27 protein-coding genes are annotated in these 23,706 nt (G+C 39.9%); 16 read left to right on the top strand and 11 right to left on the bottom strand.

Features of this window, described 5'->3' with window-relative positions; all coding sequences use genetic code 11:
- A partial coding sequence (locus AOQ70_RS10085) for an NAD(P)-dependent alcohol dehydrogenase (protein WP_059376078.1) occupies positions 1-765 on the bottom strand: 765 nt, incomplete at its 3' end.
- Between the two features lie 208 nt (positions 766-973).
- Between AOQ70_RS10085 and AOQ70_RS10090 the strand changes: the two genes are divergently transcribed.
- Complete coding sequence (locus tag AOQ70_RS10090) at positions 974-1,375, top strand: MerR family transcriptional regulator (RefSeq protein ID WP_059376080.1); 402 nt, start codon at positions 974-976, stop codon at positions 1,373-1,375.
- A 43-nt stretch (positions 1,376-1,418) separates the two neighbouring features.
- Here AOQ70_RS10090 and bglS read toward each other — a convergent pair whose 3' ends face one another.
- A complete protein-coding gene (gene bglS, locus AOQ70_RS10095; RefSeq protein WP_039176748.1) occupies positions 1,419-2,147 on the bottom strand; it encodes a beta-glucanase in 729 nt (242 codons plus the stop codon).
- Positions 2,148-2,382: 235 nt separating this feature from the next.
- On the opposite strand from bglS, the gene AOQ70_RS10100 reads away from it, so the two are divergent.
- Positions 2,383-2,979 carry a TetR/AcrR family transcriptional regulator gene (locus tag AOQ70_RS10100; RefSeq protein WP_224930346.1) on the top strand — a complete coding sequence of 199 codons (597 nt, stop codon included), beginning with the start codon at positions 2,383-2,385 and terminating at the stop codon, positions 2,977-2,979.
- Positions 2,980-3,058: 79 nt separating this feature from the next.
- A complete protein-coding gene (locus AOQ70_RS10105) occupies positions 3,059-4,498 on the top strand; it encodes a DHA2 family efflux MFS transporter permease subunit (RefSeq protein ID WP_059376082.1) in 1,440 nt (479 codons plus the stop codon).
- 138 nt (positions 4,499-4,636) lie between these two features.
- Here AOQ70_RS10105 and AOQ70_RS10110 read toward each other — a convergent pair whose 3' ends face one another.
- The 3 genes from AOQ70_RS10110 to AOQ70_RS10120 all read right to left on the bottom strand — a co-directional run bounded on the left by AOQ70_RS10110 (position 4,637) and on the right by AOQ70_RS10120 (position 8,484).
- On the bottom strand, positions 4,637-5,944 hold the full coding sequence (locus tag AOQ70_RS10110) for an aspartate aminotransferase family protein (RefSeq protein ID WP_059376083.1): 1,308 nt from the start codon (positions 5,942-5,944) through the stop codon (positions 4,637-4,639).
- A 250-nt stretch (positions 5,945-6,194) separates the two neighbouring features.
- Entirely contained in the window at positions 6,195-7,328 is a 1,134-nt protein-coding gene (locus AOQ70_RS10115; RefSeq protein WP_025093566.1) for an aminotransferase, read from the bottom strand.
- A 100-nt stretch (positions 7,329-7,428) separates the two neighbouring features.
- Positions 7,429-8,484: an ornithine cyclodeaminase family protein gene (locus tag AOQ70_RS10120; RefSeq protein WP_058837397.1), complete on the bottom strand. Its 1,056-nt coding sequence runs from the start codon at positions 8,482-8,484 to the stop codon at positions 7,429-7,431.
- 366 nt (positions 8,485-8,850) lie between these two features.
- On the opposite strand from AOQ70_RS10120, the gene AOQ70_RS10125 reads away from it, so the two are divergent.
- From AOQ70_RS10125 to AOQ70_RS10150, 5 genes are all read left to right on the top strand, one after another.
- A complete protein-coding gene (locus AOQ70_RS10125) occupies positions 8,851-9,732 on the top strand; it encodes a LysR family transcriptional regulator (protein ID WP_059376086.1) in 882 nt (293 codons plus the stop codon).
- A gap of 306 nt (positions 9,733-10,038) precedes the next feature.
- Positions 10,039-10,932: an alpha/beta hydrolase gene (locus AOQ70_RS10130; RefSeq protein WP_059376088.1), complete on the top strand. Its 894-nt coding sequence runs from the start codon at positions 10,039-10,041 to the stop codon at positions 10,930-10,932.
- A gap of 140 nt (positions 10,933-11,072) precedes the next feature.
- Positions 11,073-11,450, top strand: coding sequence for an MmcQ/YjbR family DNA-binding protein (locus AOQ70_RS10135; RefSeq protein ID WP_059376195.1), 378 nt, complete (start codon positions 11,073-11,075; stop codon positions 11,448-11,450).
- A 112-nt stretch (positions 11,451-11,562) separates the two neighbouring features.
- Entirely contained in the window at positions 11,563-12,324 is a 762-nt protein-coding gene (locus AOQ70_RS10140) for an SDR family NAD(P)-dependent oxidoreductase (protein ID WP_059376090.1), read from the top strand.
- 783 nt (positions 12,325-13,107) lie between these two features.
- Positions 13,108-14,256: a type II asparaginase gene (locus AOQ70_RS10150; protein ID WP_058837402.1), complete on the top strand. Its 1,149-nt coding sequence runs from the start codon at positions 13,108-13,110 to the stop codon at positions 14,254-14,256.
- Positions 14,257-14,291: 35 nt separating this feature from the next.
- Here AOQ70_RS10150 and AOQ70_RS10155 read toward each other — a convergent pair whose 3' ends face one another.
- Together AOQ70_RS10155 and AOQ70_RS10160 are read right to left on the bottom strand one after the other, a co-directional pair.
- Positions 14,292-15,185 carry an alpha/beta fold hydrolase gene (locus AOQ70_RS10155; RefSeq protein ID WP_059376094.1) on the bottom strand — a complete coding sequence of 298 codons (894 nt, stop codon included), beginning with the start codon at positions 15,183-15,185 and terminating at the stop codon, positions 14,292-14,294.
- 56 nt (positions 15,186-15,241) lie between these two features.
- Positions 15,242-15,694: a MarR family winged helix-turn-helix transcriptional regulator gene (locus AOQ70_RS10160; RefSeq protein WP_059376098.1), complete on the bottom strand. Its 453-nt coding sequence runs from the start codon at positions 15,692-15,694 to the stop codon at positions 15,242-15,244.
- Between the two features lie 309 nt (positions 15,695-16,003).
- Between AOQ70_RS10160 and AOQ70_RS10165 the strand changes: the two genes are divergently transcribed.
- The 3 genes from AOQ70_RS10165 (at position 16,004) to AOQ70_RS10175 (ending at position 18,768) form a co-directional block, all read left to right on the top strand.
- The gene (locus AOQ70_RS10165; RefSeq protein WP_059376099.1) at positions 16,004-16,609 is read left to right on the top strand and encodes a TetR/AcrR family transcriptional regulator; all 606 of its coding nucleotides are present in this window, start codon (positions 16,004-16,006) and stop codon (positions 16,607-16,609) included.
- 31 nt (positions 16,610-16,640) lie between these two features.
- On the top strand, positions 16,641-17,843 hold the full coding sequence (locus AOQ70_RS10170; protein WP_059376102.1) for an MFS transporter: 1,203 nt from the start codon (positions 16,641-16,643) through the stop codon (positions 17,841-17,843).
- 139 nt (positions 17,844-17,982) lie between these two features.
- Positions 17,983-18,768, top strand: a complete 786-nt coding sequence (locus AOQ70_RS10175) for a GNAT family N-acetyltransferase (protein WP_059376104.1) — start codon at positions 17,983-17,985, stop codon at positions 18,766-18,768.
- Here the strand turns inward: AOQ70_RS10175 and AOQ70_RS10180 are convergent.
- Complete coding sequence (locus tag AOQ70_RS10180; RefSeq protein ID WP_039176786.1) at positions 18,763-19,236, bottom strand: GNAT family N-acetyltransferase; 474 nt, start codon at positions 19,234-19,236, stop codon at positions 18,763-18,765. The two genes, AOQ70_RS10175 and AOQ70_RS10180, sit on opposite strands and share 6 nt — an antisense overlap.
- A gap of 53 nt (positions 19,237-19,289) precedes the next feature.
- Here AOQ70_RS10180 and AOQ70_RS10185 point away from each other — a divergent pair, with 53 nt between their 5' ends.
- Positions 19,290-19,559: a YesK-like family protein gene (locus AOQ70_RS10185; RefSeq protein WP_039176789.1), complete on the top strand. Its 270-nt coding sequence runs from the start codon at positions 19,290-19,292 to the stop codon at positions 19,557-19,559.
- Here AOQ70_RS10185 and AOQ70_RS10190 read toward each other — a convergent pair.
- The 3 genes from AOQ70_RS10190 to AOQ70_RS10200 all read right to left on the bottom strand — a co-directional run bounded on the left by AOQ70_RS10190 (position 19,556) and on the right by AOQ70_RS10200 (position 21,179).
- Complete coding sequence (locus AOQ70_RS10190; RefSeq protein WP_039176793.1) at positions 19,556-20,095, bottom strand: GNAT family N-acetyltransferase; 540 nt, start codon at positions 20,093-20,095, stop codon at positions 19,556-19,558. The genes AOQ70_RS10185 and AOQ70_RS10190 overlap by 4 nt on opposite strands.
- Positions 20,092-20,487: a VOC family protein gene (locus tag AOQ70_RS10195; RefSeq protein WP_024425420.1), complete on the bottom strand. Its 396-nt coding sequence runs from the start codon at positions 20,485-20,487 to the stop codon at positions 20,092-20,094. The genes AOQ70_RS10190 and AOQ70_RS10195 overlap by 4 nt, the downstream gene beginning before the upstream one ends.
- A 68-nt stretch (positions 20,488-20,555) precedes the next feature.
- Positions 20,556-21,179 carry a GNAT family N-acetyltransferase gene (locus AOQ70_RS10200; protein WP_047204138.1) on the bottom strand — a complete coding sequence of 208 codons (624 nt, stop codon included), beginning with the start codon at positions 21,177-21,179 and terminating at the stop codon, positions 20,556-20,558.
- A 148-nt stretch (positions 21,180-21,327) separates the two neighbouring features.
- On the opposite strand from AOQ70_RS10200, the gene AOQ70_RS10205 reads away from it, so the two are divergent.
- The 4 genes from AOQ70_RS10205 to AOQ70_RS10220 all read left to right on the top strand — a co-directional run bounded on the left by AOQ70_RS10205 (position 21,328) and on the right by AOQ70_RS10220 (position 23,696).
- Positions 21,328-21,879 (top strand): TetR/AcrR family transcriptional regulator, encoded by a 552-nt coding sequence (locus AOQ70_RS10205; RefSeq protein WP_048240359.1) that lies wholly within the window; start codon positions 21,328-21,330, stop codon positions 21,877-21,879.
- Between the two features lie 85 nt (positions 21,880-21,964).
- On the top strand, positions 21,965-22,507 hold the full coding sequence (locus AOQ70_RS10210; RefSeq protein ID WP_058837410.1) for a dihydrofolate reductase family protein: 543 nt from the start codon (positions 21,965-21,967) through the stop codon (positions 22,505-22,507).
- A 108-nt stretch (positions 22,508-22,615) separates the two neighbouring features.
- Complete coding sequence (locus AOQ70_RS10215) at positions 22,616-23,089, top strand: MarR family winged helix-turn-helix transcriptional regulator (protein ID WP_059376106.1); 474 nt, start codon at positions 22,616-22,618, stop codon at positions 23,087-23,089.
- On the top strand, positions 23,073-23,696 hold the full coding sequence (locus tag AOQ70_RS10220) for a nitroreductase family protein (RefSeq protein WP_059376109.1): 624 nt from the start codon (positions 23,073-23,075) through the stop codon (positions 23,694-23,696). The genes AOQ70_RS10215 and AOQ70_RS10220 overlap by 17 nt, the downstream gene beginning before the upstream one ends.
- The last annotated feature ends 10 nt before the right edge of the window (positions 23,697-23,706 follow it).

Here is a 23,706-nt window from a genome sequence, read left to right on the forward strand (position 1 = left end):
ATCCACATTAATGTTGGCAGAGACCGTATTGAGAATGAGGTCATACTGACCGGCTAGTGTCTGAAACGTTTCAGGATCACTTGTAGCAAAATAGTCTTTTGCGCCAAATGATAGTGCTTCTTCTTTTTTATTCAAAGAGCGGCTTAAAACCGTTACTTCAGCACCAAGTGCGCGTGCGAATTGAATGGCAACATGGCCGAGTCCGCCCATTCCGACGATAGCAACCTTTTTGCCAGGGCCTGCCTTCCAGTGCTTTAATGGAGAATAAGTTGTAATGCCAGCACAGAGAAGAGGGCTTGCGGCATCAAGAGGCAGTTGTTCAGGAATGCTGACGACAAATCGTTCAGTCACGACAATTTTTTGACTGTAGCCGCCATAAGTCGGTTCCCCGTCATAGTCACGGCTGTTATACGTTTGGACGACTCCTTTTGTGCAATACTGCTCGTCTCCATTTTGACAATATTCACAGGTGCCGCAGGAATCCACAAAGCAGCCAACACCTACACGGTCACCGATTTGAAACTTCGTCACATCATCCCCTACAGCTGCAACGACCCCAGTAATCTCATGACCAGGAACCATCGGGAAAATACCGCCGCCCCATTCATCAAAAGCGCTGTGGATATCTGAATGACAGATCCCGCTAAATTGAATATCAATTAAAATATCATGTGGACGAAGTGCTCTTCGTTCAATGGTCGTCCGTTCAAAATTCGCTTTTGCGTGTGAAACACTAATAACATTTGATTGGTGCGTCTGACACATTCTTGATCATCCTTTCAAAAATAAGATTCGATTCTTTCTTCTATACTGTACTTCTTAAAGTGAACTATAAGTCAACAGAAAACCTTCTGTAATAACGAATTCAACATTCTTGAATCAAGAATTGAGCCAAAAGCATCTTGCTTTCTTTTTTAAAATGGAGATGATGAGGAAAGGGAGATCGGAAGGTAAGAGAAAGAGGGAGGGCACAATGAAAATAGCACAAGCAGCAAAACAGCTCGATTTATCCACTGCGACACTTAGATATTACGAAAATATTGGTTTGATTAGAGAAATCAAACGTGACGATCATGGGATTCGTGATTATACAGCGGATGATCTTCAATGGATTGAATTTATCAAATGTATGAGAAATGCTGGGCTCTCGATTGATGCGCTTAGAGAATATACAGCCTTATTTTTTGAGGATGATGATCATACGTTATCTTCGCGAAAAAACATTTTGGTCAATGAACGAGAAAGACTCGTCCAAAAACAAAAGGAAATCGAAGAGACCATTAAACGATTGGATTTCAAAATAGAAAGTTATGAAGATATTATCCACAATCATGAGAAAAAACTCGCTCATCAGCTGAAAACTAGTTCAAATTAAACGAAGAAAAACCTGTGACAAGTCACAGGTTTTTTTGATAGAGTTATCTTTTTGTGTAACGCACCCAGTTATAATGTGCGTGGAGTGGTGTAACACCGTTGTAGGAACCAAGCCATTCATCGACACCTGCACCATTCCACAGGTTCATCATAATTTTCCCTGGTGTTTGAGGAATTTGTGTGGTGGCGGTATGCTTTAATTGTCCATCGACATACCATTTGATGGAGTTTGGCTGCCAGTCAAATGCATACGTGTGATAAGAGTTCGCTGCATCGAAACCAAGGTTGACGATCTTTTCATGATTTCCTACACCATTGGTATAGTAGTTAAACTGTACCTTTGTCGTATCTTTTCCTAGAAATTCAATGTCAATCTCATCCCAAGGCGTGCCATCAGTCGGTCCCGTATAAGTGAAGAAAGAAGAGACGATCCCCACATTTTTGGCGGGCTTCATGTTGACTTCATATAGCCCATAGCCGTACGTTTGAACGGAGCGGTTTTCTCCGCAGTCAAACTTGTTATAGGAGGGACTTGTGAGAGATAAACGCATTTCACCTGCTGAGGTCATAGACACATTATTTGCACGCCACGTACAGTTAAACATGTTTCCATTCGAGTATCCATCGGCTTTTTGCCATAACCCCGTATTATAGTTATTAAAAGGTTCATAAAACGATCCACCCGTTTGTGCCGAGGCACCCGCAGTAAATGTGGACAAACTCAAGACTAATCCAGTGACAACCAGCATCAACATTCGTTTCATACGGTACATATTCGCATTCTCCTCTCCTTTTATGGAAGCGCTTTCTTAATTGATCATACATGATTCTTTCAAAAGGGAAAATCGGTCTAAATAATGATAAACTGTGTGCATCATTTAATAGAATTGAAAGAAAAAAATAATGATTGACAATGCGGACAGTTGTCCGTAAGATAATATCGGGACAATTGTCCTAAGAAAAACCTAAAGTGTTTTGATTTAACACATAGAGATGAGTGTCATGTGGATGAAGGTAAAGAAGGTGTGTATGGTGGAAAAGGATATTGGTGAGGAAATTGAAGAGATCGCATTCTCCTTGTTTCAAGAATTTGGTGTAGAAAATGTCAGCATGCATAAAATTGCGAAAACAGCTGGTGTTGGACAGGGCACTCTATACCGCCGCTACGCCAATAAAAGTGATTTGTGCCTTTCTATCCTTGGGGAGAGATTTGAACAGCTGATCCCAGCTTTGCATCTTTACTTGAGCAAAATAAGTGATCAGCCGGTTCGTGAACGTTTACGCTATGTTCTCGAAGAAATTCATCTGATCGTCGGTCACCATTTAGACTGGATTCGGATGCTCACAATCTCTGGGAATTTAGAGCAGACAAGTAAAGTGTATGATAGTCATTACAGTCAATCACTCAGACAAATCATTCGTGAATTGCTTGAAGAAGCGAGAGAAAAGGGAGAAGCGAATATACAGGATATAGAACTGACAACGTTATGTATGTCTTCTCCAATGACGCCTGAGCTCATGTTTTATATACATGAATCTGGCTATTCGATCGACAAAATTGCTCAATTTGCTGCAGAAAAACAGATTTTATCCGTCTTTCAATAGACATGAAAGTGGCTCATTTCTGACCACCCTGACTTCCTAAGGTTCATCTAAATTGAAAAAGAAAAGGAGCCAACTTAATATGAACAAACAGCAAGCAGCAGCTTCTGAAATTCGAACGCTGCCCATTATTATTTCTTTTATCACAGCTGGATTTATTGGCCTGTTCAGTGAAACGGCATTAAACATGGCGCTGAGAAGTTTAACGTTAGACTTTGGAATTGAAGCGACGACTGCTCAGTGGCTGACAACAGGATATTTATTAACACTTGGTATTCTCGTACCGATTTCAGGACTCATTCTTCAATGGTTTACAACAAGACAGCTTTTCATTACGTCGCTCGTCTTTTCGATCATCGGAACATTTATTGCGGCGGTTGCCCCGGTCTTTAGTATTTTAATGGTAGCACGTGTCGTGCAGGCAGTCGGTACAGCATTGCTTCTGCCATTGATGTTTAATACGATTTTGGTCATCATCCCGCCTCATAAACGAGGCAGATCAATGGGGATTATTGGTCTTGTGATTATGTTTGCACCAGCTGTCGGCCCGACAGTCTCTGGTCTTATTTTGAAATCGTTGACTTGGCATTGGATTTTCTGGATTTCACTTCCTTTATTAATGGCTGCACTTGTCTTTGGTTTTATCTTTATGCAAAATATTACAGAACCAACAAGACCGAAAATCGACATCTTATCGATTGTGCTTTCAACCATTGGTTTCGGTGGAATAGTATATGGCTTTAGCAGTGCCGGTGAAGGGGGCGGCTGGAGCAGTATGCATGTCATCGTTGCAATTGTAGTTGGTGTCATAGGGATTCTCGTGTTCTCTTTAAGACAGTTGAACATGAAAGAACCAATGCTGAACTTAAGCCCGTTTAAATATCCGATGTTTGTCATTGGTTTACTTCTGATTTTAGTGTGTATGATGGTAATGCTGTCTGCTATGATGATTTTGCCATTGTATCTGCAAACGTCCTTGGCGCTTTCTACATTTACAGCAGGTTTAATGCTGTTGCCAGGTGGAATTATCAACGGACTGCTATCTCCAATCATGGGGGGGCTATTTGATAAGTTTGGTCCAAAATGGCTTGTCATTCCAGGTCTTGTCATTGTCGCAGCGACGATGTTTGGCTTTACGAATCTAAGTGTGAATACGTCAATTGGATTCATTGTAACTCTTCATATTACCTTAATGATCGGAATCGCGATGATCATGATGCCTGCTCAAACCAATGGATTAAATCAGCTTCCGCCAGAGCTATATCCGCATGGTACAGCGATTATGAATACCTTGCAGCAAGTGTCAGGAGCTATTGGTACTGCGATCGGTATCTCGATCCTTTCATCAGGAACTCGCAGCTTTATGGAAAATGTATCTGACCCCGCAAATCCGGTGAATCAGTTGCTCGCCTTTACAAATGGTGTCCAGCATGCATTTATCTTTGCCGTGATCATGACCGTCATTGGATTGATTATTGCTTTCTTCATTAAACGAGTGAAGGTAGAACAGCAAGTATCATAAGAGAAATGAAAAGCACTGAGGACATAGCGCCGCAGTGCTTTTTTCAATAAATTAGTCTTTCATCAAATAATGATATCATTAAATATGAAAAAAAGAGTCGTACATAGAATAGCGGTGAATACTCGAAACGGCTTCTACTTAAAATTCTTTCTCAAATTGGTGCAATGCCTTTTCTAATTTTGAAAGCCCATCGTCAATCTGTTCTTTTGTGACGGTCAGAGGAGGGATCATTCTAATCACTTCTCCTTCGTTACCGCATAAGTAAAAGAGAACTCCCTGCTCAAGGGAATAATCTAAAATCTTCATGACGGCGCTTCCATCGGGTTTTTTTGTTTTTGGGTTTATCATTTCAATTCCAATCATTAAGCCTACCGAGCGTATCTCTCCAATGACTGGGTGATTTTTTTTCATTTGTTTTAGTTTTTCAGCAGCATATTGACCAACCACTTTTGCATTATCTAGTAATCTTTCTTCTTTCATTATTTCAAGAGTGGTCAACGCTACCGAACAGGCAATTGGATTTCCACCGAACGTTGTTCCATGACTTCCAGCAGGCCATTTGCTCATCAGTTCTTTTGAAGCTACTGTGGCACTTAAAGGTAGACCAGAAGCTATTCCTTTAGCGATAGCCATAATGTCTGGGGTGACTTCAAATGTCTGAGCAGCAAACCACTCTCCTGTGCGTCCAAAGCCAGTTTGTACTTCATCAAAAATAAGCAGTATACCATGCTGATCGCATATTTCGCGGATCTTTTTCAGCCACCCTTTAGGAGGGATGATGTAGCCGCCTTCTCCCAATACAGGTTCTAATATGACGCAGGCTACTTCTTCAGGTGTCACTTGGTGTTTAAATAATTCTTCAAAATGTTTTTCTAATTCGTTAATGCAGAAAGTTTCTGGGTCTTTACCTTCGGGGCATGCCTGCATATTAGCGTAAGGCAGATGATAAGTCAGGTGAGACGGATTTATATATTTTCTATATTTACTTTTTGATGTTGATACGCTTAAAGCACCTAAAGAACGGCCATGAAAGCACCCCGTAAAAGAAATAGCATAAGGTCTCTTTGTTGCATATTTAGCCAATTTTAAAGCTCCCTCAATTGCTTCAGCGCCACTATTGGCAAAGAAAAAACAATTTAAATCTCCTGGCAGAATTTCACCTAGAGATTTGGCCAGCTTTAAAATAGATTCATACATAATGACTCCCGAAGGGCCATGAGTTAATTGATCTGCTGCATCCTTGATACTTTGTACGATTTTAGGATGGCGATGTCCTGTATTAGCTACTGCAATCCCGGAAGTAAAATCTAAATAGGTTTTCCCATCCAGCCCGTAGTAATAACAACCTTCTTCTTTTACCACAGGTAAGTTTGGATGATCTTTGGCCATGCTAGGTGCTAAATAATCACTCATGTTCTCAACTAAGGAACTCCAGTTGTTGCTCATAAAATCTCCCCCCTTAAGCATTTTACACCTCTACCTTTCCTCTGTTGCAGGTGTAGAATAACACGAAAATAATTAACTGAAAATTTTAACTTATTTATGGTAACTATTGAAATTAATGATGTGAGATAATCTGACAAGATGAGGTTTTTAAATATCTTTTAACTTTACAAAAAAACCGAACTAACCATTATTGGCAGTTCGGTTTTTTGTACGATCAGATATTCCAAATATTTATCTTAATGGTTTTTAATCAGCTATTTACTTTAAGGGTACGCAAATATTCAGAGAATTTCTCAAGACCTGCTTTTAATACATCTGTTGAACATGCGTAACCGATACGAACGTATCCTTCCATATCAAAGCAAGAACCTGGCGTTAAGAATGTGCCATTCGTTTTAAATAGGTCAACGCAAAATTCTTCTGATGAAACAGGGTAATCGTATTTCAGCATAGATGTTGTGCCTGCACGTGGCTTTACGTAGGAGATTGAAGGTTCGTTTTGAACCCACTCATCTAAAATAGCCAGATTATCTTTGATAATTTTGCGGCTTCTCCCTAGGACTTTGTCGTAGTTTTTAAGAGCATGAACGGCTAACATATCGTCAAGCACACCACAGCTGATTGTTGTGTAATCACGGTGTTTTATGCATTCAGCGATCACATCACTTGGACCTGCAATCCAGCCAAGGCGCAATCCGGCTAATGAAAATACTTTTGACATACTTGATGTACTGATTCCTTTTTCATATAAATCAGCAACAGATGGCACAACAAGGTTATCTTCCTGTAATAGGTTTCTGTATACTTCGTCGCACAGCAAGTAAGCATCACTTGAGCGTGCAATTTCTACAATTTCTTCAAGCATTTCTCTCTCAATAATAGCACCTGAAGGATTATTCGGATTGTTGATAATAATCAATTTTGTTTTTTCGTTAATCAGAGACTTTAATTCGTTTAGATCCGGCAGGAAGTTATTTTCTGGTCTCAATGGCAGCAGATCTACATTCGCGCCAAATGAAGCAGGCACATCATATAACTGCTGGTATGTTGGGTGTACAGCAATTACATGATCTCCTGGCTCAATAAGAGAATAGAGCACTAAGAAGTTTGCACCAATTGCTCCATTCATGACAAGTACATTATCAGCTTCAACTGTCTCATACAGGCCAGATACTAAGCTTTTAAACTCTGGAGATCCTTCAATATGTCCGTATGTTAATTTTTTCTTTCCGACTTCATTGAAAAAATCTGCCGGATTTGAGCCGTCGATTCCAATCAACTCATTTACAGTGAAAGATTCAACACATGTTTCCGCGATATTATAAACGGCCTCTTGCTCGTATAAATTCATCCAATGTTCTACAGCAAATGTTTTAATATTCATCCGATTAACTCCTTTGTAAGTATGATCTTATTTTTTGATACATAGTCTTTTGGTAAAGAATACTTTCTAAAATCTGCTTATTTAAAAGGCTATCGATCAGTTACAGCTTTGTCGACATCCCAATTTGTTTTTCTTCTGCCTGTTCTAGAACATAGCTCGCTGTCAATAGATCTTGAAGAGAGATGCCTGTACTGTCAAAAACTGTGATGTCTTCTGGAGAAATGCGTCCTGGTGCTTGATTTGTAATCACTCCTCCAATTTCCGAAATGATGCTATCTTTTGCGATGATGCCTTTTTTGAATGCAGTTTCAAATTCTCCTACCGTAACAGACTGTTCATGGTCATCAACGAATATGCGAGCATCAGTTAAAATATTTTCATCAATTTCCTGTTTTCCTGCCATGTCTGCACCCACACATGAAAAATGAGTACCTGGCATTACCCATTCTTTTAGAATAATTGGTTGGCGTGCTGGAGTAGCTGTAATAATAATATCTGCATTTCTCGTAGCTGTTTCAATATCATTAACCGGCGTATACTCAATCTCTATCTTTTGAAGCATTTCTTCATAAACTTCCGGGTTTTGTTCTTTAGTTTGAGCTAACAGCTCTTTTAACTTGCCTTTGATGTCTGCACAAAACTGACCAGCTCGGTCAAATGAATGAGCATTATACACTCGAACTCTTTTGATATGGTTCATTGTCATTAAAACAGCTAAGATTTGATAAGCTGCAACATGACCTGATCCTACCATAAGCAATTCTTCTGAATCTTTTCTTGCTAAATATTTAGCTCCAATTCCACCAGCTGCTCCGGTGCGCATCATGGTCATATACTCACCGCTCAAGATACCGATTGGAAGGCCTGTACGGCTGTCAAGAACTAAGACAGTTCCAACAACAGCAGGAAGGTTTTTAGAAGGGTTGTCACCGAACCAGGAAACAAGTTTTAAACCGAAAATGCCTGCTCCTGACAATTCTCCTGATTTAATATCCATGTCCGCTTTACCAGGTTCGAACTCGTGAAACACCATTGGGAATAAAGAAGCTTCTTTATTTTCTTTTAAGACGTAAGCTTTTTCTACGATATCGATTACAATTTTCATATCAAGAATAGCTTTGATATCTTCATGATTTAATACTTTAAATGGGTACATAATATTCTCCCTTTCCCTTACTTCGTTAAGCTCTTTATCAAATCTATCACAGGATGAAGCAAGCTAAAAATTAATTAATTTAATAGTATGCATTAGAAAACTTTAGCGATATATCATAACCTTAAGAGTAAGGAGATGATTTGGTTTTTATTGGTATTTTAAATTAGGCGATTCAATAGTTACCAATAAAAAATGAATGATTCGTATCAAACTTTTAGATTTTCTCGTTAAAATTTTTGATATAATGATTTGATTACTATTCTCTTCAGAGCATCTTGTCTATGGGGTTATATGGTTAACCTTATATCCTTTTGGTTAGTAGCTTTTGTAGGCTATAAAAAATATAGATAGTGAGATGAAGGTTAAATGGAACTCAGGAATCTAAAAACTTTTCAAGTAGTAGCCAATGAATTGAATATGACCAAAGCTGCAAAGATCTTAAAATATACTCAACCCACTATTACTTTGCAAATTCAAGTATTAGAAAGGGAACTAAACCATTCTCTATTCACCCGTATTGGAAAAAAAACGTTTTTGACGCCTGCTGGAAAAAAATTAAAGCAGCATACAGATAGATTATTTGAATTAATGGAATATATGGAAAGAGACATGGAAGAGTTAAATGGTCCTTCCGGAAGTCTAACTGTGACAGCTTCAGAATATTATTGTACGAATCACCTTTCCCTACTGCTTAGTTCTTATACAAAATTGCATACACAAGTTAAGCTGCGCCTCATGCCAGCAAACAGCCTTATAGCTGTCGATAAAATTTTAAATAATGAAGCAGATATTGGGATTGTTGCAGGGGAAGTTGATTCCTCAGAATTAGAAAAGTTTGTTTTAGAAAGGGAAAAGGCGGTGTTGGTTGTCTCCGCCGATCTTACAAAAAACCGCTCTAAAGAAGAGATTATAGAATCTTTTCCGTTTCTTGCTTATCATGAACATTGCGGTTTTAGCTCAATTACAGAGCAGTGTTTTTCTGAAATTAACACCCGTCCATCTTCTATCATTGAATGCGGGGGAAGTGATGAAACGATTAGGCGGGCAGTTTTAAATAAAACCGGAATCGCCTTGCTTGGTGAAAATATGATTAAAGAAGAATTAGCAGAGGGTATTCTTATCCCATTGCATTACTGTGAAAAACCAATTGAAACATCTGTCGTATATTTAAAAAGTCGTTCAGAAGGACCAACCATTCAATCTTTCTGTGAATTGCTCAAAGAAACTTGGTTTGCAGTTACAGATTGATCATTTTTTCTTAAAAATTATTTATTTTTATAGGTTTTCAGCTGTGATATAAAAACGAGTTTTCCCATTTACATTAAACATGGACAACTCGTTTTCTTCGTTTTTTCATTCTCTTAGTATCGTGTGTTAAATTCAGTGCGTTACTTAGCTTTATTGATAAGTTTAGCTAATAAACGTATACCTTCTTCAATGTCTTCTTTTTTTATTTTGATTATTCCAGTAAGGTGCTGCTGATTCAGTAGAAGGAAAAGAGGAAAAAGGAACGAATGAGTTAAGAAGAAATGAATAAGATAGGAGTCTGAGATCATGAACTTAGAAGAACAAATCAAAATCGCTGCTTCATTACGCCAGCCATCTGAAGGTTCATTAGCGAGTCAATCGGAACTAAAGCCAGTAAATCCTCCTGATGTGAACAAAATGGAATATGACATTCCAACAAGTGCTGGCGAAACAAAGGTGTGGGTGTTTAAGCCAGTGAACACATCAAAGCAGCCGCTTCCGGTTTTTGTGAATTTACATGGTGGCGGATTTATCATGGGCAGTGCTGAAATGGATAATCCATGGTGTCCAGTCATTGCAGACCGGGCGCAATGTATCGTGGTCAATGTCGAGTATCAGCTTGCTCCTGAGCACCCTTTCCCAGCGGCTCTTCATGAATGCTACGATGTACTGAAGTGGTTGTATGAACATCCTGACGAGCTTCAAATCGATCGGAATGCATTAGCCGTTGGCGGACATAGTGCAGGAGGAAATTTGGCAACGGCTGCTTGTCTATTGAATATTCAAAAAGGAAATACACTCCCAATTGTTTATCAGGTGCTTGATTATCCGCCGCTTGATCTAGCCACTGATCCAGCAGAAAAGCCAGCGTTTGATGAAGCGATTCCAGTTGAATTGGCGAGACTCTTTAATTCCTTCTATCTGCAAGGCCAAGATCCGCGCAATCCGCTCGTTTCTCCGGTTTTTGCAGATCGTACATCCTTGGCACAAATGCCTCCAGCTCTCGTCATCACAGCAGAGAAGGATTCGCTGGCTGAAGAAGCTGAGCAATATGCTGCCAAGTTAAAAGAAGCTGGGATAGACGTCACGTATAAACAATTTAAAGGAGTTCCACACGGCTTCACGCACGCCGGAGATTTAGCCATAGCTGAAGAAGCTTGGCATTTGATGGGGGATAAGCTAAAGAAGGCGTTTGAATAAAAAAAGCAGTGTGATTCAAAAGCACAGGAGACAACGGGCCTGTGCTTTTCTTATTGTTTCTGAAAAAAAGCGTCAGATATCTTTCCTCATTGTCGATATAATAGAGAAAATAGATGATTTCTAAAAAAGGAGCTAATGAAATGAAAAAAGAACAGCTGCAGGCATTTTGTCTTTCTTTAAAAGGAACAACCCATGATTATCAACCTGAGTGGCAGGCAGATCGTTATCATATTGGCGGAAAGATGTTTGCTATGATGGGGGGAGATGCGAATCGAAAGCCTGTCATCACTTTAAAATGTGATCCTCTTCGTGCTGAAGAACTAAGAGAGATGCATGAAGGAATTATCCCTGGCTACTATATGAATAAGACTCATTGGAATTCCATTTACCTTGATGCAGAGATTCCATCCTCATTTGTAGAGGAGCTAATCGAACATTCCTATCAATTGGTTTTTCAAAAATTAACAAAAAAATCTCAGCATGACATCCTCCAAAATGATTCAAAAGGAAGTAACTGAGGAGCTGTATCTAAGTTGACATGATGCCCTTTGACTCTCTTCAAAATTGACTTGAGCGAAACGCTGTCGTTATAATTTAACCAGTTAGAAGACGCGAATAGGGGGATGTAAAATGGGCTATACAGTCATTACAGGAGCAAGCTCAGGTATTGGATATGAGGCGGCTCTCGCCTTTGCAGCACGAGGGAAAAACCTTATATTAGCTGCACGCCGGCTCAATAAACTCCAGGAATTGAAGAAAAAGATTCATGATCAATTTCCCGATATCAAAGTAGTCATACAGTCAGTTGATTTAACAAACATAGAGCAAGTGTATTCATTTTATGAATCATTGTCAGATTATGAGCTGGATACGTTCATTAATAATGCAGGGTTTGGTCACTTTGGCTCTATAGGAGAACAAGATTTAAGTAAAATTGGGGATATGCTTCATCTGAATATCGAAGCATTAACGATTCTATCCACCTTATTTGTTCGTGATTATGAGCAAGTAGAGGGAGCTCAGCTCATTAACATTTCTTCACGAGCAGGCTATACAGTCGTTGGCAATGCCGTCACCTATTCAGCAACGAAGTTTTACGTGAGCGCCTTTACAGAAGGACTGGCCCTAGAATTGAAAGAAAAAGGTGCCAAATTACAGGCAAAAGTATTAGCGCCATCCGCGACAGAATCAGAATTTGCAAAACGTTCATTGGATGTAGACGAATTTGAATATGAAGGCAATTTCAAGAAATATCATACATCAAAAGAAATGGCTGCTTGTATGCTTGAGCTTTATGACAGTGAAAAAACAGTCGGTATTGTGGACGGAAAGACATTCGAATTTGAATTGAAAGATCTAATCTTTTCACACGCAGGTTCAATGAAGAAATAACGATTCCCATCACTGAGGTACATTTCCTCAGTGATTTTTTTTTGGCATGATTGACTGTGTGGTCAAGGATAGGAGGTATGTAACAAGATATATACCCTTCGTCTCTATATAGAACAGGAGCTTGTACGTCCTGCGCATTATGTGGTTTTTTCATACATTCTTTGATAAAACAAAGAATCACAGGTCCAGTAGATAAGACTGCTCATGATGATGATGGGTAAAGACGCCGGGCTCCCAATACCATCAACGAAAAAAAGCATGACAACCAATGCAATCAGTAAATAAGCAGCTAAATAAAGAGGGTGAAAAGCCTTTGGCTGTAAAGAAAACAATAACTGCAAAGGAACCGCAAAGACGAAATAATAAACAAAAAAGATAGGAATATAAAATATCAAAAACGCAGGCTCAGCTTGAATAAGTGGAAATAAGCATACAAACAAGCCGAGTAAAGTAGAGCTGATGAATAGTGTGATAAGGATTTTGTGAAAGGGTAGAAGTGAATGCAAAATGTATACTCCTTTTTTGTAAAATTTACTATATTTTATCATAAATTCAGTGTCAAGCATCGGTTATTTTTTAAATACGCAACCGTCAATACTCAATTTAATTACAGCAAATTTAGGTATTAAGAATTGAATAAACTCTTAATATAATGCCCTTTTTACCTTTATTTGGTTCTATATCTTTAGCCTCATGCCGATGAATGAAGGTATGGTATAAAGTAAAGCCTATAGAAAGAGATTTAGCCATGAAATCCATCAAATGAGGAAAAGAGATGATCCAATGAACATGACAAAATGGTTAGGTGCTGTCCTTCTTTCTGTTTTATTACTAGTGACAGCAGCTTGTGCGAACACAGGCACTCAAGAGAATAGTCAAAGCGAAAAAGAAAACGTATCCAGTGAAACAAAAGAGAAAAACAATGCGGTTGAAACAGGGAATAAGTCCTTATCAAATATTAAGGTATTAGCCACAGGCGGGACGATTGCTGGCAGTTCAGACAGTGATACAGATACGACGGGCTATAAATCTGGTGCACTTGGCATCGATAAAGTCATTGCTTCTGTTCCACAGCTGAAGGATATTGCAAATGTCACTGGTGAGCAGGTTGCGAATGTTGGAAGTGAAAATGTTGATGACGCTCTTCTTTTAAAATTAGCCAAACGAGTCAATGAGCTATTAAAAGATGATCAAGTGGATGGCATTGTCATCACGCATGGAACAGATACACTTGAAGAAACAGCTTACTTTTTAAATCTGGTGGTCAAAAGTGATAAGCCTGTTGTGGTTGTTGGCTCAATGAGACCAGCATCGGCTATCAGTGCAGATGGCCCGCTTAACTTGTATCAGGCGGTGAAAATTGCATCCACCAAAGAAGCGAAGGGCAAAGGGGTCATGGTCACATTAAATGATCGAATTGCATCAGCTCGTTTTGTTACGAAAACAAACACAACCACAACTGATGCCTTCAAGTCACTTGAGCAAGGATACATCGGAGTAGTTACTGGTGAAGTGGTGTCCTTTTATAACGAACCGACAAGAAAACATACAACTGAAAGCGATTTTGATGTATCGAAGATAAAAGAATTGCCACAAGTTGATATTTTATACGGCTATCAAAATGATCAAAAATATATGTATGATGCTGCAGTAAAAGCAGGAGCAAAAGGGATTGTTGTAGCCGCAGCAGGAAATGGAACGATGTCAACAGAAGCCATCAAAGGAGCAACAGATGCAGTGAAAAAAGATGTGGTTCTCGTGCGATCAAGCCGTACGGGTAATGGAATTGTCACCCATGAAAAAACGGATGATGAACATCACTTTGTGTCGTCTGATTCATTAAACCCGCAAAAAGCACGTATTCTGCTCATGCTGGCACTGACGAAGACAAAGGATCCAGATAAAGTGCAGAGGTATTATGAACAATATTAATGAAGAAAAAGACCCGAGTCATATTGGGTCTTTTTTTATGCATGTTTCTGATGTTCAGCACGCTCCTTTAAAGAGCGTAAAATATCTCGCCAAATATCGTCTACATCAGTAAGAAAGTGCCCTGCTTGATCTATATAATGCGTTTTGACGTTTGGAATCGCCTGAGCTATTTTTTCTATTTCTACAAATGGAGCCATCGTATCTTCTTTTCCATGCCAGACATCAACAGGGATTTGAATATCTTTCATATCGAATGCCCATGGTTTCGAAAGTAAAATGGGTTCACGAATACACTCATCCACCGATTGACGAGTCGCTTCGTGTAAATGTGTCATCATCATTTCTAACTGCTCATCGGTTTGAAGGAATTGCCGATCCCACGGATGTAAATGCTTGTTCCCGTTTTTGGCCAGCTTCTTAAATTTCTCTGGTTTGTTCTCAATCATTTTTTTCTGGGAACGATAGCTTGTTTTCAATAGCCAAGGAAACTTCTTACTAAGGAAAAAGGCTAATTTATTTTCTTTCAGCATGCTTTTTGGTGGTTTTCCACCCTCAAAAGGAGTTGTACTTGAGATCAGAGCGGCAGAAAGAACGCGATCCGGCAATTGATAGGCACAACCAGCAGCGAATGCACCGCCTCCAGATACACCCATCACTGAAAAATGTTGAATACCAAGATTATCTGCCACTTCCTGCACGTCTTTTGCCCAGTCTAAAATTGTGCGATCGGGTAGTGGGGTGGATAAACCAAATCCAGGTCGATCCAAACAGATGAGACGAATGCCGAGCTTTTGAGAGATTGGATCATCATCTAAAAACATCACTCTTGATCCAGGTGTTCCATGAAAAAAGAAAATTGGAAACCCCTCAAGATCACCGTATTGAATCAAACCGATGTGCCGGCCATCTTGTAAATGAATGCTTCTCATATTTTCAACCCCTTAATAGTTTAGTTAACTTAAATATTAGGGAGAGAAACACCGTATTAAGGCGCTTCTTTCGCAATCTGATAGATTTTTTCGTATAGAGATAGTAATGTTTTTAAATCTTCTTTTGGAAGCTTTGCATAATATTTTTGAATTAGATGCAATTGAATGTCTTCTGTATTCTTGTGATAGTCATGTCCCTTTTGAGCACAATCAACAATGATTTCTCTTCGGTTATGCGGATTAATTTCTCGTGTGACATAGCCGAGCTGCTCAAGCCTTGATACAAGCTGGCTAGCTGCACTGGCAGAAATCGAAAAGTAATCAGCTAATTCATTGATCGTTCTCGTTTTCGTACGCAGCAACTCAAGCGTCAGCTCTTGTTTGGCTGATAAATCTGCATACTCATGTTTTAAAAATCGCTGATACTCTTCTACATAAATTGAGCCTAGAGCATTCGAGTATTCTATGATTTTTTTACTGTAAAGAATAATTTCCTCATCCAATGACATCACCTCTATTCTATTATAGGCAATTTTTATATTTAAGTGAAGTTAAATATAAAGTGAAATTAAATGAATGATGAACACGTAGTAGGTCAAGGCAGTCATGAAAAGGCCGCAGAAGAAAGATGCGTATAAGTCCTTTTTAGTGATAACGCAGATGACTGTTTTGTTTGTTTTCACATGAATTACGCCTTATGAATCGATGCCTTTTTCATTGTATTATGAGGAAAATCCATTTATAATGAAAAAATAAACCAACTGGTCGGTTTTATTTTTTCACATTAAGAAATGTAGGGTAGAAAGGGATTGTGACACATGACAAGTACACAAAGCGGGGCTGGAAAGAGTGAGAAGACGAAGCAAAAAATCGTCACCGCTTCTCGTGATTTATTCGCGAAAAAAGGTTATTCAGAAACATCCGTACGCGATATTTTAGAGGCTGCTGAGGTGAGTAAAGGTAATCTCTATCATCATTTCAAAGGAAAAGAGTTTTTGTTTCTTCATATTATGGAAGAGGATCATCGTGTGATGATGGAAACGTGGCATGAGGAAAAGAAAACACTGAACCGAGCTATTGAAAAGCTTGCCGGATTTGCAGAGCTGCTCAGTCAAATGGGGATTAACTACCCATTAATGAGAGCGAGTGAGGAATTTTGTGCCAGCGCCTTTACATCAGATGAAGTCATGGAACGGCTGAACAAGATTGATGTCGATTTTGATGATGTGATGAGAGATATCTTACTTGAGGGAAATGAAGATGGCAGCTGGTCGATCCAGCATGTGGAGTCAAAAGTGAAAATATTACTTTCCGTTTTTTATGGATTAGACGTGTTATATAAAAATGACACCATTGAGCAGAAGAAAGAGTTACAAAAAGAGGCGATCTCATTGTTTATTCACGGAATCAACCATCATGAGTAACAAGTGAGTCAGTAAAGGGGAAACAAACATCATGCAAAAACCGATTCGTGAGCAAAAAGCTGTACTCGTTATTTTATTGAGTAATATTTTTATTGCGTTTTTAGGCATTGGTCTCATTATTCCTGTCATGCCGCTATTCATGAATGTGATGCATCTAACAGGAAGTACGATGGGATACCTTGTGGCGGCGTTTGCCGTTGCTCAGCTCATCGCATCACCGATTGCAGGTAGATGGGTAGACCGCTACGGAAGAAAGATAATGATTGTGTCTGGGCTGTTCCTCTTCGCGTTATCGGAACTCGTTTTTGGTCTTGGAACACACGTGTATGTTCTGTATGTTGCAAGGCTTCTAGGCGGAATTAGTGCGGCATTTATCATGCCGGCTGTCACTGCGTATGTCGCAGATATTACGACCGTTCAAGAAAGATCAAAGGCGATGGGCTATGTTTCTGCGGCCATTAGTACTGGTTTTATCATTGGCCCGGGAATTGGCGGGTTTATTGCAGAATACGGCGTACGCCTGCCATTCTTCTTTGCAGCAGGGATTGCGTTTATTGCCGTCATTTCGTCTATGTTTATGCTGAAGGAGCCTTTAACAAAAGAAGAGCGAGAGAAGCAAATGATTGAAGTGAAAGAATCGACTTTCTTTAAAGATTTGAAAAAATCGATTCATCCTAGCTACCTCATTGCCTTTATCATTGTATTTGTCCTCGCATTTGGACTATCTGCATATGAAACAGTCTTTAGCTTGTTCACAAATCATAAGTTTGGATTTGGTCCAAAAGATATAGCCGTGATTATTACCGTCAGCTCAATTGTGGCAGTCATCATCCAAGTACTTGTGTTTGGTAAACTGGTAAATACCCTAGGAGAAAAAAGAGTCATTCAGCTATGTCTGATTATCGGGGCTGTCCTTGCTTTCGTTTCAACCGTTGTGTCAGGCTTTTTGGTTGTATTGATTGTCACATGTGTCATTTTCCTTGCGTTTGATTTATTGCGTCCAGCATTAACCACCTTCTTATCCAAAATCGCTGGCAATCAGCAAGGATTTGTCGCAGGAATGAACTCTACCTACACAAGCCTAGGTACGATTTTCGGGCCGGCACTTGGCGGCATCTTATTCGACCAAAATATTCACTTCCCATTTTTATTCGCAGGTGTTGTCTTATTTCTTGGATTAGGCTTAACCCTGATTTGGAAGGGAAAAGTGACAGAAGAGGCAGCTGCAGAATAATGTCATGCAGAAGTAAGAGACCTTTTAACTAAGGTCTCTTTTTTAAATTCCGCCATTGATGCAGAAGATTGCTTTTGCTGAAAAGAGTCCTGTATGTCAGCAGCTTTTTCTTTATAATGGAAGGAAAGGAGGAAAAATCGTGCATCTCTTGGAACGGAAAAAGATACCATCAATGAAAAAAGGAATTAAGCAGATCGATCCGGCATATCCAGTGTTTGTAGATGCAGTCATGGATGGCGTCATACAAGGGCATCTTTATGTAGATGATGAAGCGCATCCGCTTGTATATTTTCTCGAAGCTTCATGCGGCATTTATTATGTGGCAGGAAGGAGTGAAGCGGAGCTGTTACGCTGTTCAGCCTTCATTGTGGATGTGTACGAAAGGCAGAAAAGACAAAATGCCCGATTCACCATATTTTCAGCAAACCCCTTAACAGATGCATTGATGAAAAAATGTCTTGGGTTATATCTGAATGAAATGGAAAGACATGCGTACGTTTATTCACAGGCACATTCTCATGTCTCTGCGCCTTATCCAGGCTATAGAGTAGAGCGGACAAATGAGCAGGTGATGACTGCAAGCAGGGCTTTTCCTCCCAGCTATTACGAAGTCTATTGGGGTGAAACAGCTCGCTTTCTTTTAAAGGGAATCGGGATTGCCATTTTAGATGGAGAGAACGTGGTGAGTGAATGTGTCTCTATTTTTTCAAGTAAGGATCGTGCAGAGATAGATATTTGGACAGATGAGACTTATCGAGGAAAAGGTTTGGCGCTGCTGGCAGCTCAGCATATGCTCAGCATCTGTCTTGAAAAAAAGAGGACACCGCATTGGGATTGCGATGTCCATCACCAAGCTTCAATCAAACTAGCAGAGAAGTTAGGCTTCCGGAGGATCAAAACCTATCGATTGTTTTATGGTTCATGATGAGAAGGTCTTGAGATACCAAGCATCCATTGCAGAATGCTCGGAGCCTTCAAGCGGTTCTGAAAGAAGAGAAAAGCCGTATCGCTGATAAAGGCCTATAGCCGCTGTTAATTCTCGGCGGGTTTCTAAATAACACGCTTCGTAGTATGTAGAGGCATATTCCAGCGCCGTATCCATCAGTTTTTTGCCCGCACCTTTTCCTTGTGCTTTTGGACTTAAATAAAGCTTTTGTAATTCACATACTCCATTTGTGAATGGAGCAATCCCTACACCACCCACAATCTCACCATGCTCTTCAGCAATCCAATAGGCTGCATGAGTCAATGATTGATAATATTCGAAAAGCTGGTCAAGCTGGGGGTCAGTGTAGGCTGTTCCTTCAATTGCTAGATTCGCTGATTCTAGTGACTGGCGGATAATTGCTGCGATATACGGATTGTCTTTTTGCTCGATGGGTCTAATGTTCATTTGAAGTACCTCCGTTGTCATGGGATCAAAAAGAGAAAGGGAGTTGATATCATATGTTCTGGCTGCAAACAGCTATTTTTACAATCGTTATTTTGTGTCTCTCATGGTGGGCAGGGAAAAGAAGCCGGCAGCGTCATGCGGGGTTCATTGTCCCTATATGCTTGATTTTATTTGGTTTGGTTTTATTGATTGTCAGTCTCTTTATTGGTAGATGGGAAGGCATGGCGCTCAGTCTATCAAGCGTCTCTATCGTTCTCTCTTCCATCATTTGTTTAATCATCGTCACTGGGATTCAATTTTTTAAAAAAGATGACCCTTCTTAAGCAGGAGCATCTGTATTCATCATGTTTTTATATTCTTCACGAAGGATGCCCATGATGATGACATCTGAGTATGTACCGTTGAAATAGAGCGCTTGGCGTCTTTTTCCTTCATATTGAAATCCGGCTTTCTCATAGCTTCGAAAGGCTCTTGGATTGTGGGAAAAGACTTCAAGCTCAAGACGGTTGAGTTCTAATGTGTCAAAGGCAAATGCTTGAACCATCCGAACAGCTTCAGTGCCATAGCCCTTTTGAAAATGCTCCGGCCCGTGAAGCGCAATGCGGAAGCTTGCCGTATGATTGATTGGATCAATGTCCACAATCGCCGCATCTCCAATCATCTCTTTCGTATCCAGCAGACAAATGGCGAAATCTCGTCTGCTGTCATCTTGCAAAAAACGGGTATAGGCGGATCGAATTTCTTCTAGTGTGAACGTTTTGCGTGTGCCAGTCATATGAAGTGTTTCTGCATGCTGACACCCTCTTTGAATACCAGGATAATCTTGCTCTTCAATCGGTCTCAAAAATATACGAGTCATGACGGATCACCCTCCTCTATATATCGAGAGATTTCAATTAAATTCAGATCAGGATCACGGATATAAACAGATTCAATTGGACCTAATGTACCGGTGCGTCTGACCGGCCCCTCTTCAATCGGGACCACTTGCTTCCGGAGGTGCAGCAGCAAACTGTCCATGTCTAAATCGGTGATAAAGCACAAATCATGAGATCCAGGAAGAGGATGAGCCGCTTTTGGCTCAAATTCATGACCTGCTTCATGAAGGTTGATCTTCTGTAAACCAAAACGAAGCGCTTTACGGCCTTCACCAAAAGTTTCTTCCTTCATCCCTAATACGTTCGTATAAAAGCGAATGGTGTCCTCCATATGTTGTACAGTCAACACGATATGATCAAGTCGTCGTATCATCAGTCTCTCCTCCAAGTATGATCATTGATTGAACTGACTCTATTATATCATCACCTGAAGAGGATACCTTATTTAATCACGGTTTTATAGCTCCAGCTTTCCAAGGACATTTCCTTTCCGCGCAATACCCTTTCATCAAACTCCATCCAGCCATTTTTCCGGTAGAAATGACGATTGGCCTCGTTGTGTGTAATCAGTGTGAACAGTCCGCCGCCTTGCCGGGCGATAAAGGGAAAAAGGCATTGCTTTAACATGCGGCTTCCGAGTTTTTTTCCTTGTTGGTCTTTTGCCACGACAAGTGCTTCTAAATACCAGTAAGGCTGCTTTAAGGAAGAACACGCTTTTTTTGCCTCCTTTAAAACACGGAACACATGCTGAATGGCCGATATACCGCCAGTGAAGAGTAGCTTTAACCCACCTGACAATACATAATTCATGACGCCTGGTTCAGGAAGATGCGGATGCTTTAAAAGGGCAGCAGACACAACCTTCTCGTTCTCAACCCCGACAAAACAGATTTGATGCTGAAAATACACCTTTGTATTGACCAAATGCAGCTGACGAGCGAAAGCAGAGCGCTTTGAGACCTTTTCACATAATAAGTCAAAAAATGAATAGTCCTGAAACGAATCATCTAACAACTCTGCCACTTGAGGCAGTTCATCCTCTCTGGCAAGTCTGAAATGAAGCATATGATGGCCTCCTTTTTTGAACAGATATATATTATTGAACATGTGTTGATTATAATAAGAAATAAAGAGATCGAACATCGGCAATGGATGATAACCTGTTCATAATTAGACAGTTAGCGCCTGATTGTTCAAAAACGGAGGGGATTTCATGAAGGACAGACGAACAATCAAAACAAAAAGAGCCATTCGGGAAAGCTTCCTTGAGCTGTTAAAGGAAAAGGAAGTCCAGCAGATTACGGTATCAGAGCTATCAAGGAAAGCGGATTTAGGCAGGGGAACCTTTTATTTGCACTATCAAGATGTGTTTGATTTATATGAACAGCTTGAGAAAGAACTATTCGATCAGCTCGGTGGGTTATATGATGAAACCTTTCCAAGTCAGGATCCTCTTGATATGCTTTCCTTTTTAAACAAAACGACTGAATACTTGAAAGAGAATCAGTATATGTTGACGTTATTTGTAAAACCAAATGGCCCAACGACCAATCAATTCAAAGCCTTTTTCAAAGAAAAAATCATGAAAGAGTGGCAGCTTGATCAGCGTCCTATTACAGAGAATGAACAAATAGAGGCCTCTTTTGTCGTGTCTGGTGTCGTGGGGGTGCTAGAGGAATGGATTCATGAAGAAATGACCATTGATGCCGGCAAGCTCGCGCATAAATTATACGAGCTTCTCGTCAAGGTGGAACAGGAATCGTAAAAAGGGAGAAAGTTATGTAGTCTTTGTCTTTCCTTTTTGATAAAATAGAATATATGTTCTTATTTGAAGTAAGGGAGTGGTGGGATTGAGTGAGAAAAGGAAACTGCTTTTTTATGGGGCGATGAGTATCGATGGATATTTAGCGAGAGAGGATCACCGGCTCGATTGGCTAATAGGGACAGAGGGTGAAGATGAAACGAGCTACGACACCTTTTATGCGTCAGTCGATACACTGATCATGGGGCGCAATACATATGAACAAGTTCTTCAACTGTCACCAGATGAGTTTCCTTATGAAGGAAAGACATGTTATATCATGTCACGTACGTTACAAGACAGTCTGGAAGGAACCCATATCATTCGCGAAGATGTCTTATCATTTGTGAAAAAATTAAAGAATGAAACAGGCCGGAATATTTGGATTGTCGGCGGCGGGGGACTGCTTCAATCTTTCATAAAAGAAAGATTGGTGGATGAGCTTTTTCTTCAAATCGTACCTGTCATCATTGGAAGAGGAATTCCTCTCTTTTCGCCAGCGGACCTGGAATCCAAGTTTTCATTACAGGAAGTACATCAATATAAACAAATTGCTGAAATGCATTTCACCTTAAAAGAAGAGGACCACTGAACCAAGGTGGTCTTTTTTTCATGAAACAAACTCATTGACAAGAAAATATCCTAGTGTTAGGATAAATTTATCCTAGTTTTAGGATTTCTTGAAAAAGGAGTAGTTGCCATGGTGCAGCATGATCATGAATTAGATTTAAGGCTATTCCGCGTATGGATGAAAGCCTATCAAGCCCTTTTTACAAATATCCAAAAAGACATTGAACGTTATGATATCGGATTTGAAAACTTTCAGATCCTTGAATTGCTCTACAGTAAAGGGCCTCAGCCTGTTCAAAAAATTAGCGACATCTTGTCAATCCCAAGTGGTAGCATGACATATGTCGTGAACAAGCTAGAAAAACAAGAACTGGTGAAAAGGCAATGTGCGCCTTCAGATAAGCGGGTATTCCATGTACAGCTTACGGAAAAAGGGAAGCAATTGTTTGACGACATTTTCCCTAAACACACAGAGGTCATTTCGCAAAATCTATCCTTTATTGAAAAAGAAGAAAAAGAGCAGCTCATTGAATTACTAAAAAAAATCGGTTTAGGTGCAAAACAACTTCGCGAAAAGGGGAAACAAGATGACACTCAGCTTTGATACATTGGTACGTGAAAGACGATCCGCATCAAATTTTTTGCCAAATATCTCGATTTCGAGAGAAGAGCTTAACAGCATATTTGAAGAGGTCAAGCTGGCACCATCTGCTTTTAACTTACAGCACACACAATATGTTGTCGTCCAAACAGAAGAGCTGAAAGAACAAGTAAGAGAAGCGGCATTTGGACAATATAAAGTGCACTCTGCTTCAGCAGCGATCATCGTACTCGGAGATCCAAAAGCTTATGAGCATGCAGGGGACATATATGAAGGCCTGAAAATGCTAGGCATTTTAAATACGCAGCAATACGAAGAAATGGTCAGAGAGACCGTGAGCTTTTATGAGCAGAGAGGGGCAGATTTCCAGAAGGAAGAAGCGATCCGAAATGCTTCCTTATCTGCCATGCTGTTTATGCTTGCCGCTAAAAATAAAGGCTGGGATACTTGCCCGATGATCGGTTTTGATCCCGAAGCAATGAAAAATGTATTAAACATTCAATCAGATTTAGTTCCTGTGTTAATGATTACACTTGGAAAAGAAAAAGTAGAAAGCAGACAAGCGAGAGGTTATAGAAAGCCAGTTTCTGAATTTGTGACATATTTATAAGATAGGGGGT

The sequence above is a fragment of the Bacillus sp. AM 13(2015) genome (assembly GCF_001518755.1).
Lineage (GTDB): Bacteria > Bacillota > Bacilli > Bacillales > Bacillaceae > Bacillus > Bacillus safensis.

Coding starts and splice junctions, on each gene's coding strand:
- AOQ70_RS10185 (WP_039176789.1), top strand. CDS start 19,290: ATGTTCTGGCTGCAAACAGCTATTTTTACAATCGTTATTTTGTGTCTC.
- AOQ70_RS10140 (WP_059376090.1), top strand. CDS start 11,563: ATGGGCTATACAGTCATTACAGGAGCAAGCTCAGGTATTGGATATGAG.
- AOQ70_RS10135 (WP_059376195.1), top strand. CDS start 11,073: ATGAAAAAAGAACAGCTGCAGGCATTTTGTCTTTCTTTAAAAGGAACA.
- AOQ70_RS10100 (WP_224930346.1), top strand. CDS start 2,383: ATGAAGGTAAAGAAGGTGTGTATGGTGGAAAAGGATATTGGTGAGGAA.
- AOQ70_RS10090 (WP_059376080.1), top strand. CDS start 974: ATGAAAATAGCACAAGCAGCAAAACAGCTCGATTTATCCACTGCGACA.
- AOQ70_RS10220 (WP_059376109.1), top strand. CDS start 23,073: ATGACACTCAGCTTTGATACATTGGTACGTGAAAGACGATCCGCATCA.
- AOQ70_RS10130 (WP_059376088.1), top strand. CDS start 10,039: ATGAACTTAGAAGAACAAATCAAAATCGCTGCTTCATTACGCCAGCCA.
- AOQ70_RS10110 (WP_059376083.1), bottom strand. CDS start 5,944: ATGAGCAACAACTGGAGTTCCTTAGTTGAGAACATGAGTGATTATTTA.
- AOQ70_RS10150 (WP_058837402.1), top strand. CDS start 13,108: ATGAACATGACAAAATGGTTAGGTGCTGTCCTTCTTTCTGTTTTATTA.
- AOQ70_RS10190 (WP_039176793.1), bottom strand. CDS start 20,095: ATGACTCGTATATTTTTGAGACCGATTGAAGAGCAAGATTATCCTGGT.
- AOQ70_RS10165 (WP_059376099.1), top strand. CDS start 16,004: ATGACAAGTACACAAAGCGGGGCTGGAAAGAGTGAGAAGACGAAGCAA.
- AOQ70_RS10215 (WP_059376106.1), top strand. CDS start 22,616: ATGGTGCAGCATGATCATGAATTAGATTTAAGGCTATTCCGCGTATGG.
- AOQ70_RS10205 (WP_048240359.1), top strand. CDS start 21,328: ATGAAGGACAGACGAACAATCAAAACAAAAAGAGCCATTCGGGAAAGC.
- AOQ70_RS10115 (WP_025093566.1), bottom strand. CDS start 7,328: ATGAATATTAAAACATTTGCTGTAGAACATTGGATGAATTTATACGAG.
- AOQ70_RS10170 (WP_059376102.1), top strand. CDS start 16,641: ATGCAAAAACCGATTCGTGAGCAAAAAGCTGTACTCGTTATTTTATTG.
- AOQ70_RS10155 (WP_059376094.1), bottom strand. CDS start 15,185: ATGAGAAGCATTCATTTACAAGATGGCCGGCACATCGGTTTGATTCAA.
- AOQ70_RS10105 (WP_059376082.1), top strand. CDS start 3,059: ATGAACAAACAGCAAGCAGCAGCTTCTGAAATTCGAACGCTGCCCATT.
- AOQ70_RS10125 (WP_059376086.1), top strand. CDS start 8,851: ATGGAACTCAGGAATCTAAAAACTTTTCAAGTAGTAGCCAATGAATTG.
- AOQ70_RS10160 (WP_059376098.1), bottom strand. CDS start 15,694: ATGTCATTGGATGAGGAAATTATTCTTTACAGTAAAAAAATCATAGAA.
- AOQ70_RS10195 (WP_024425420.1), bottom strand. CDS start 20,487: ATGATACGACGACTTGATCATATCGTGTTGACTGTACAACATATGGAG.
- AOQ70_RS10120 (WP_058837397.1), bottom strand. CDS start 8,484: ATGTACCCATTTAAAGTATTAAATCATGAAGATATCAAAGCTATTCTT.
- AOQ70_RS10200 (WP_047204138.1), bottom strand. CDS start 21,179: ATGCTTCATTTCAGACTTGCCAGAGAGGATGAACTGCCTCAAGTGGCA.
- bglS (WP_039176748.1), bottom strand. CDS start 2,147: ATGTACCGTATGAAACGAATGTTGATGCTGGTTGTCACTGGATTAGTC.
- AOQ70_RS10180 (WP_039176786.1), bottom strand. CDS start 19,236: ATGAACATTAGACCCATCGAGCAAAAAGACAATCCGTATATCGCAGCA.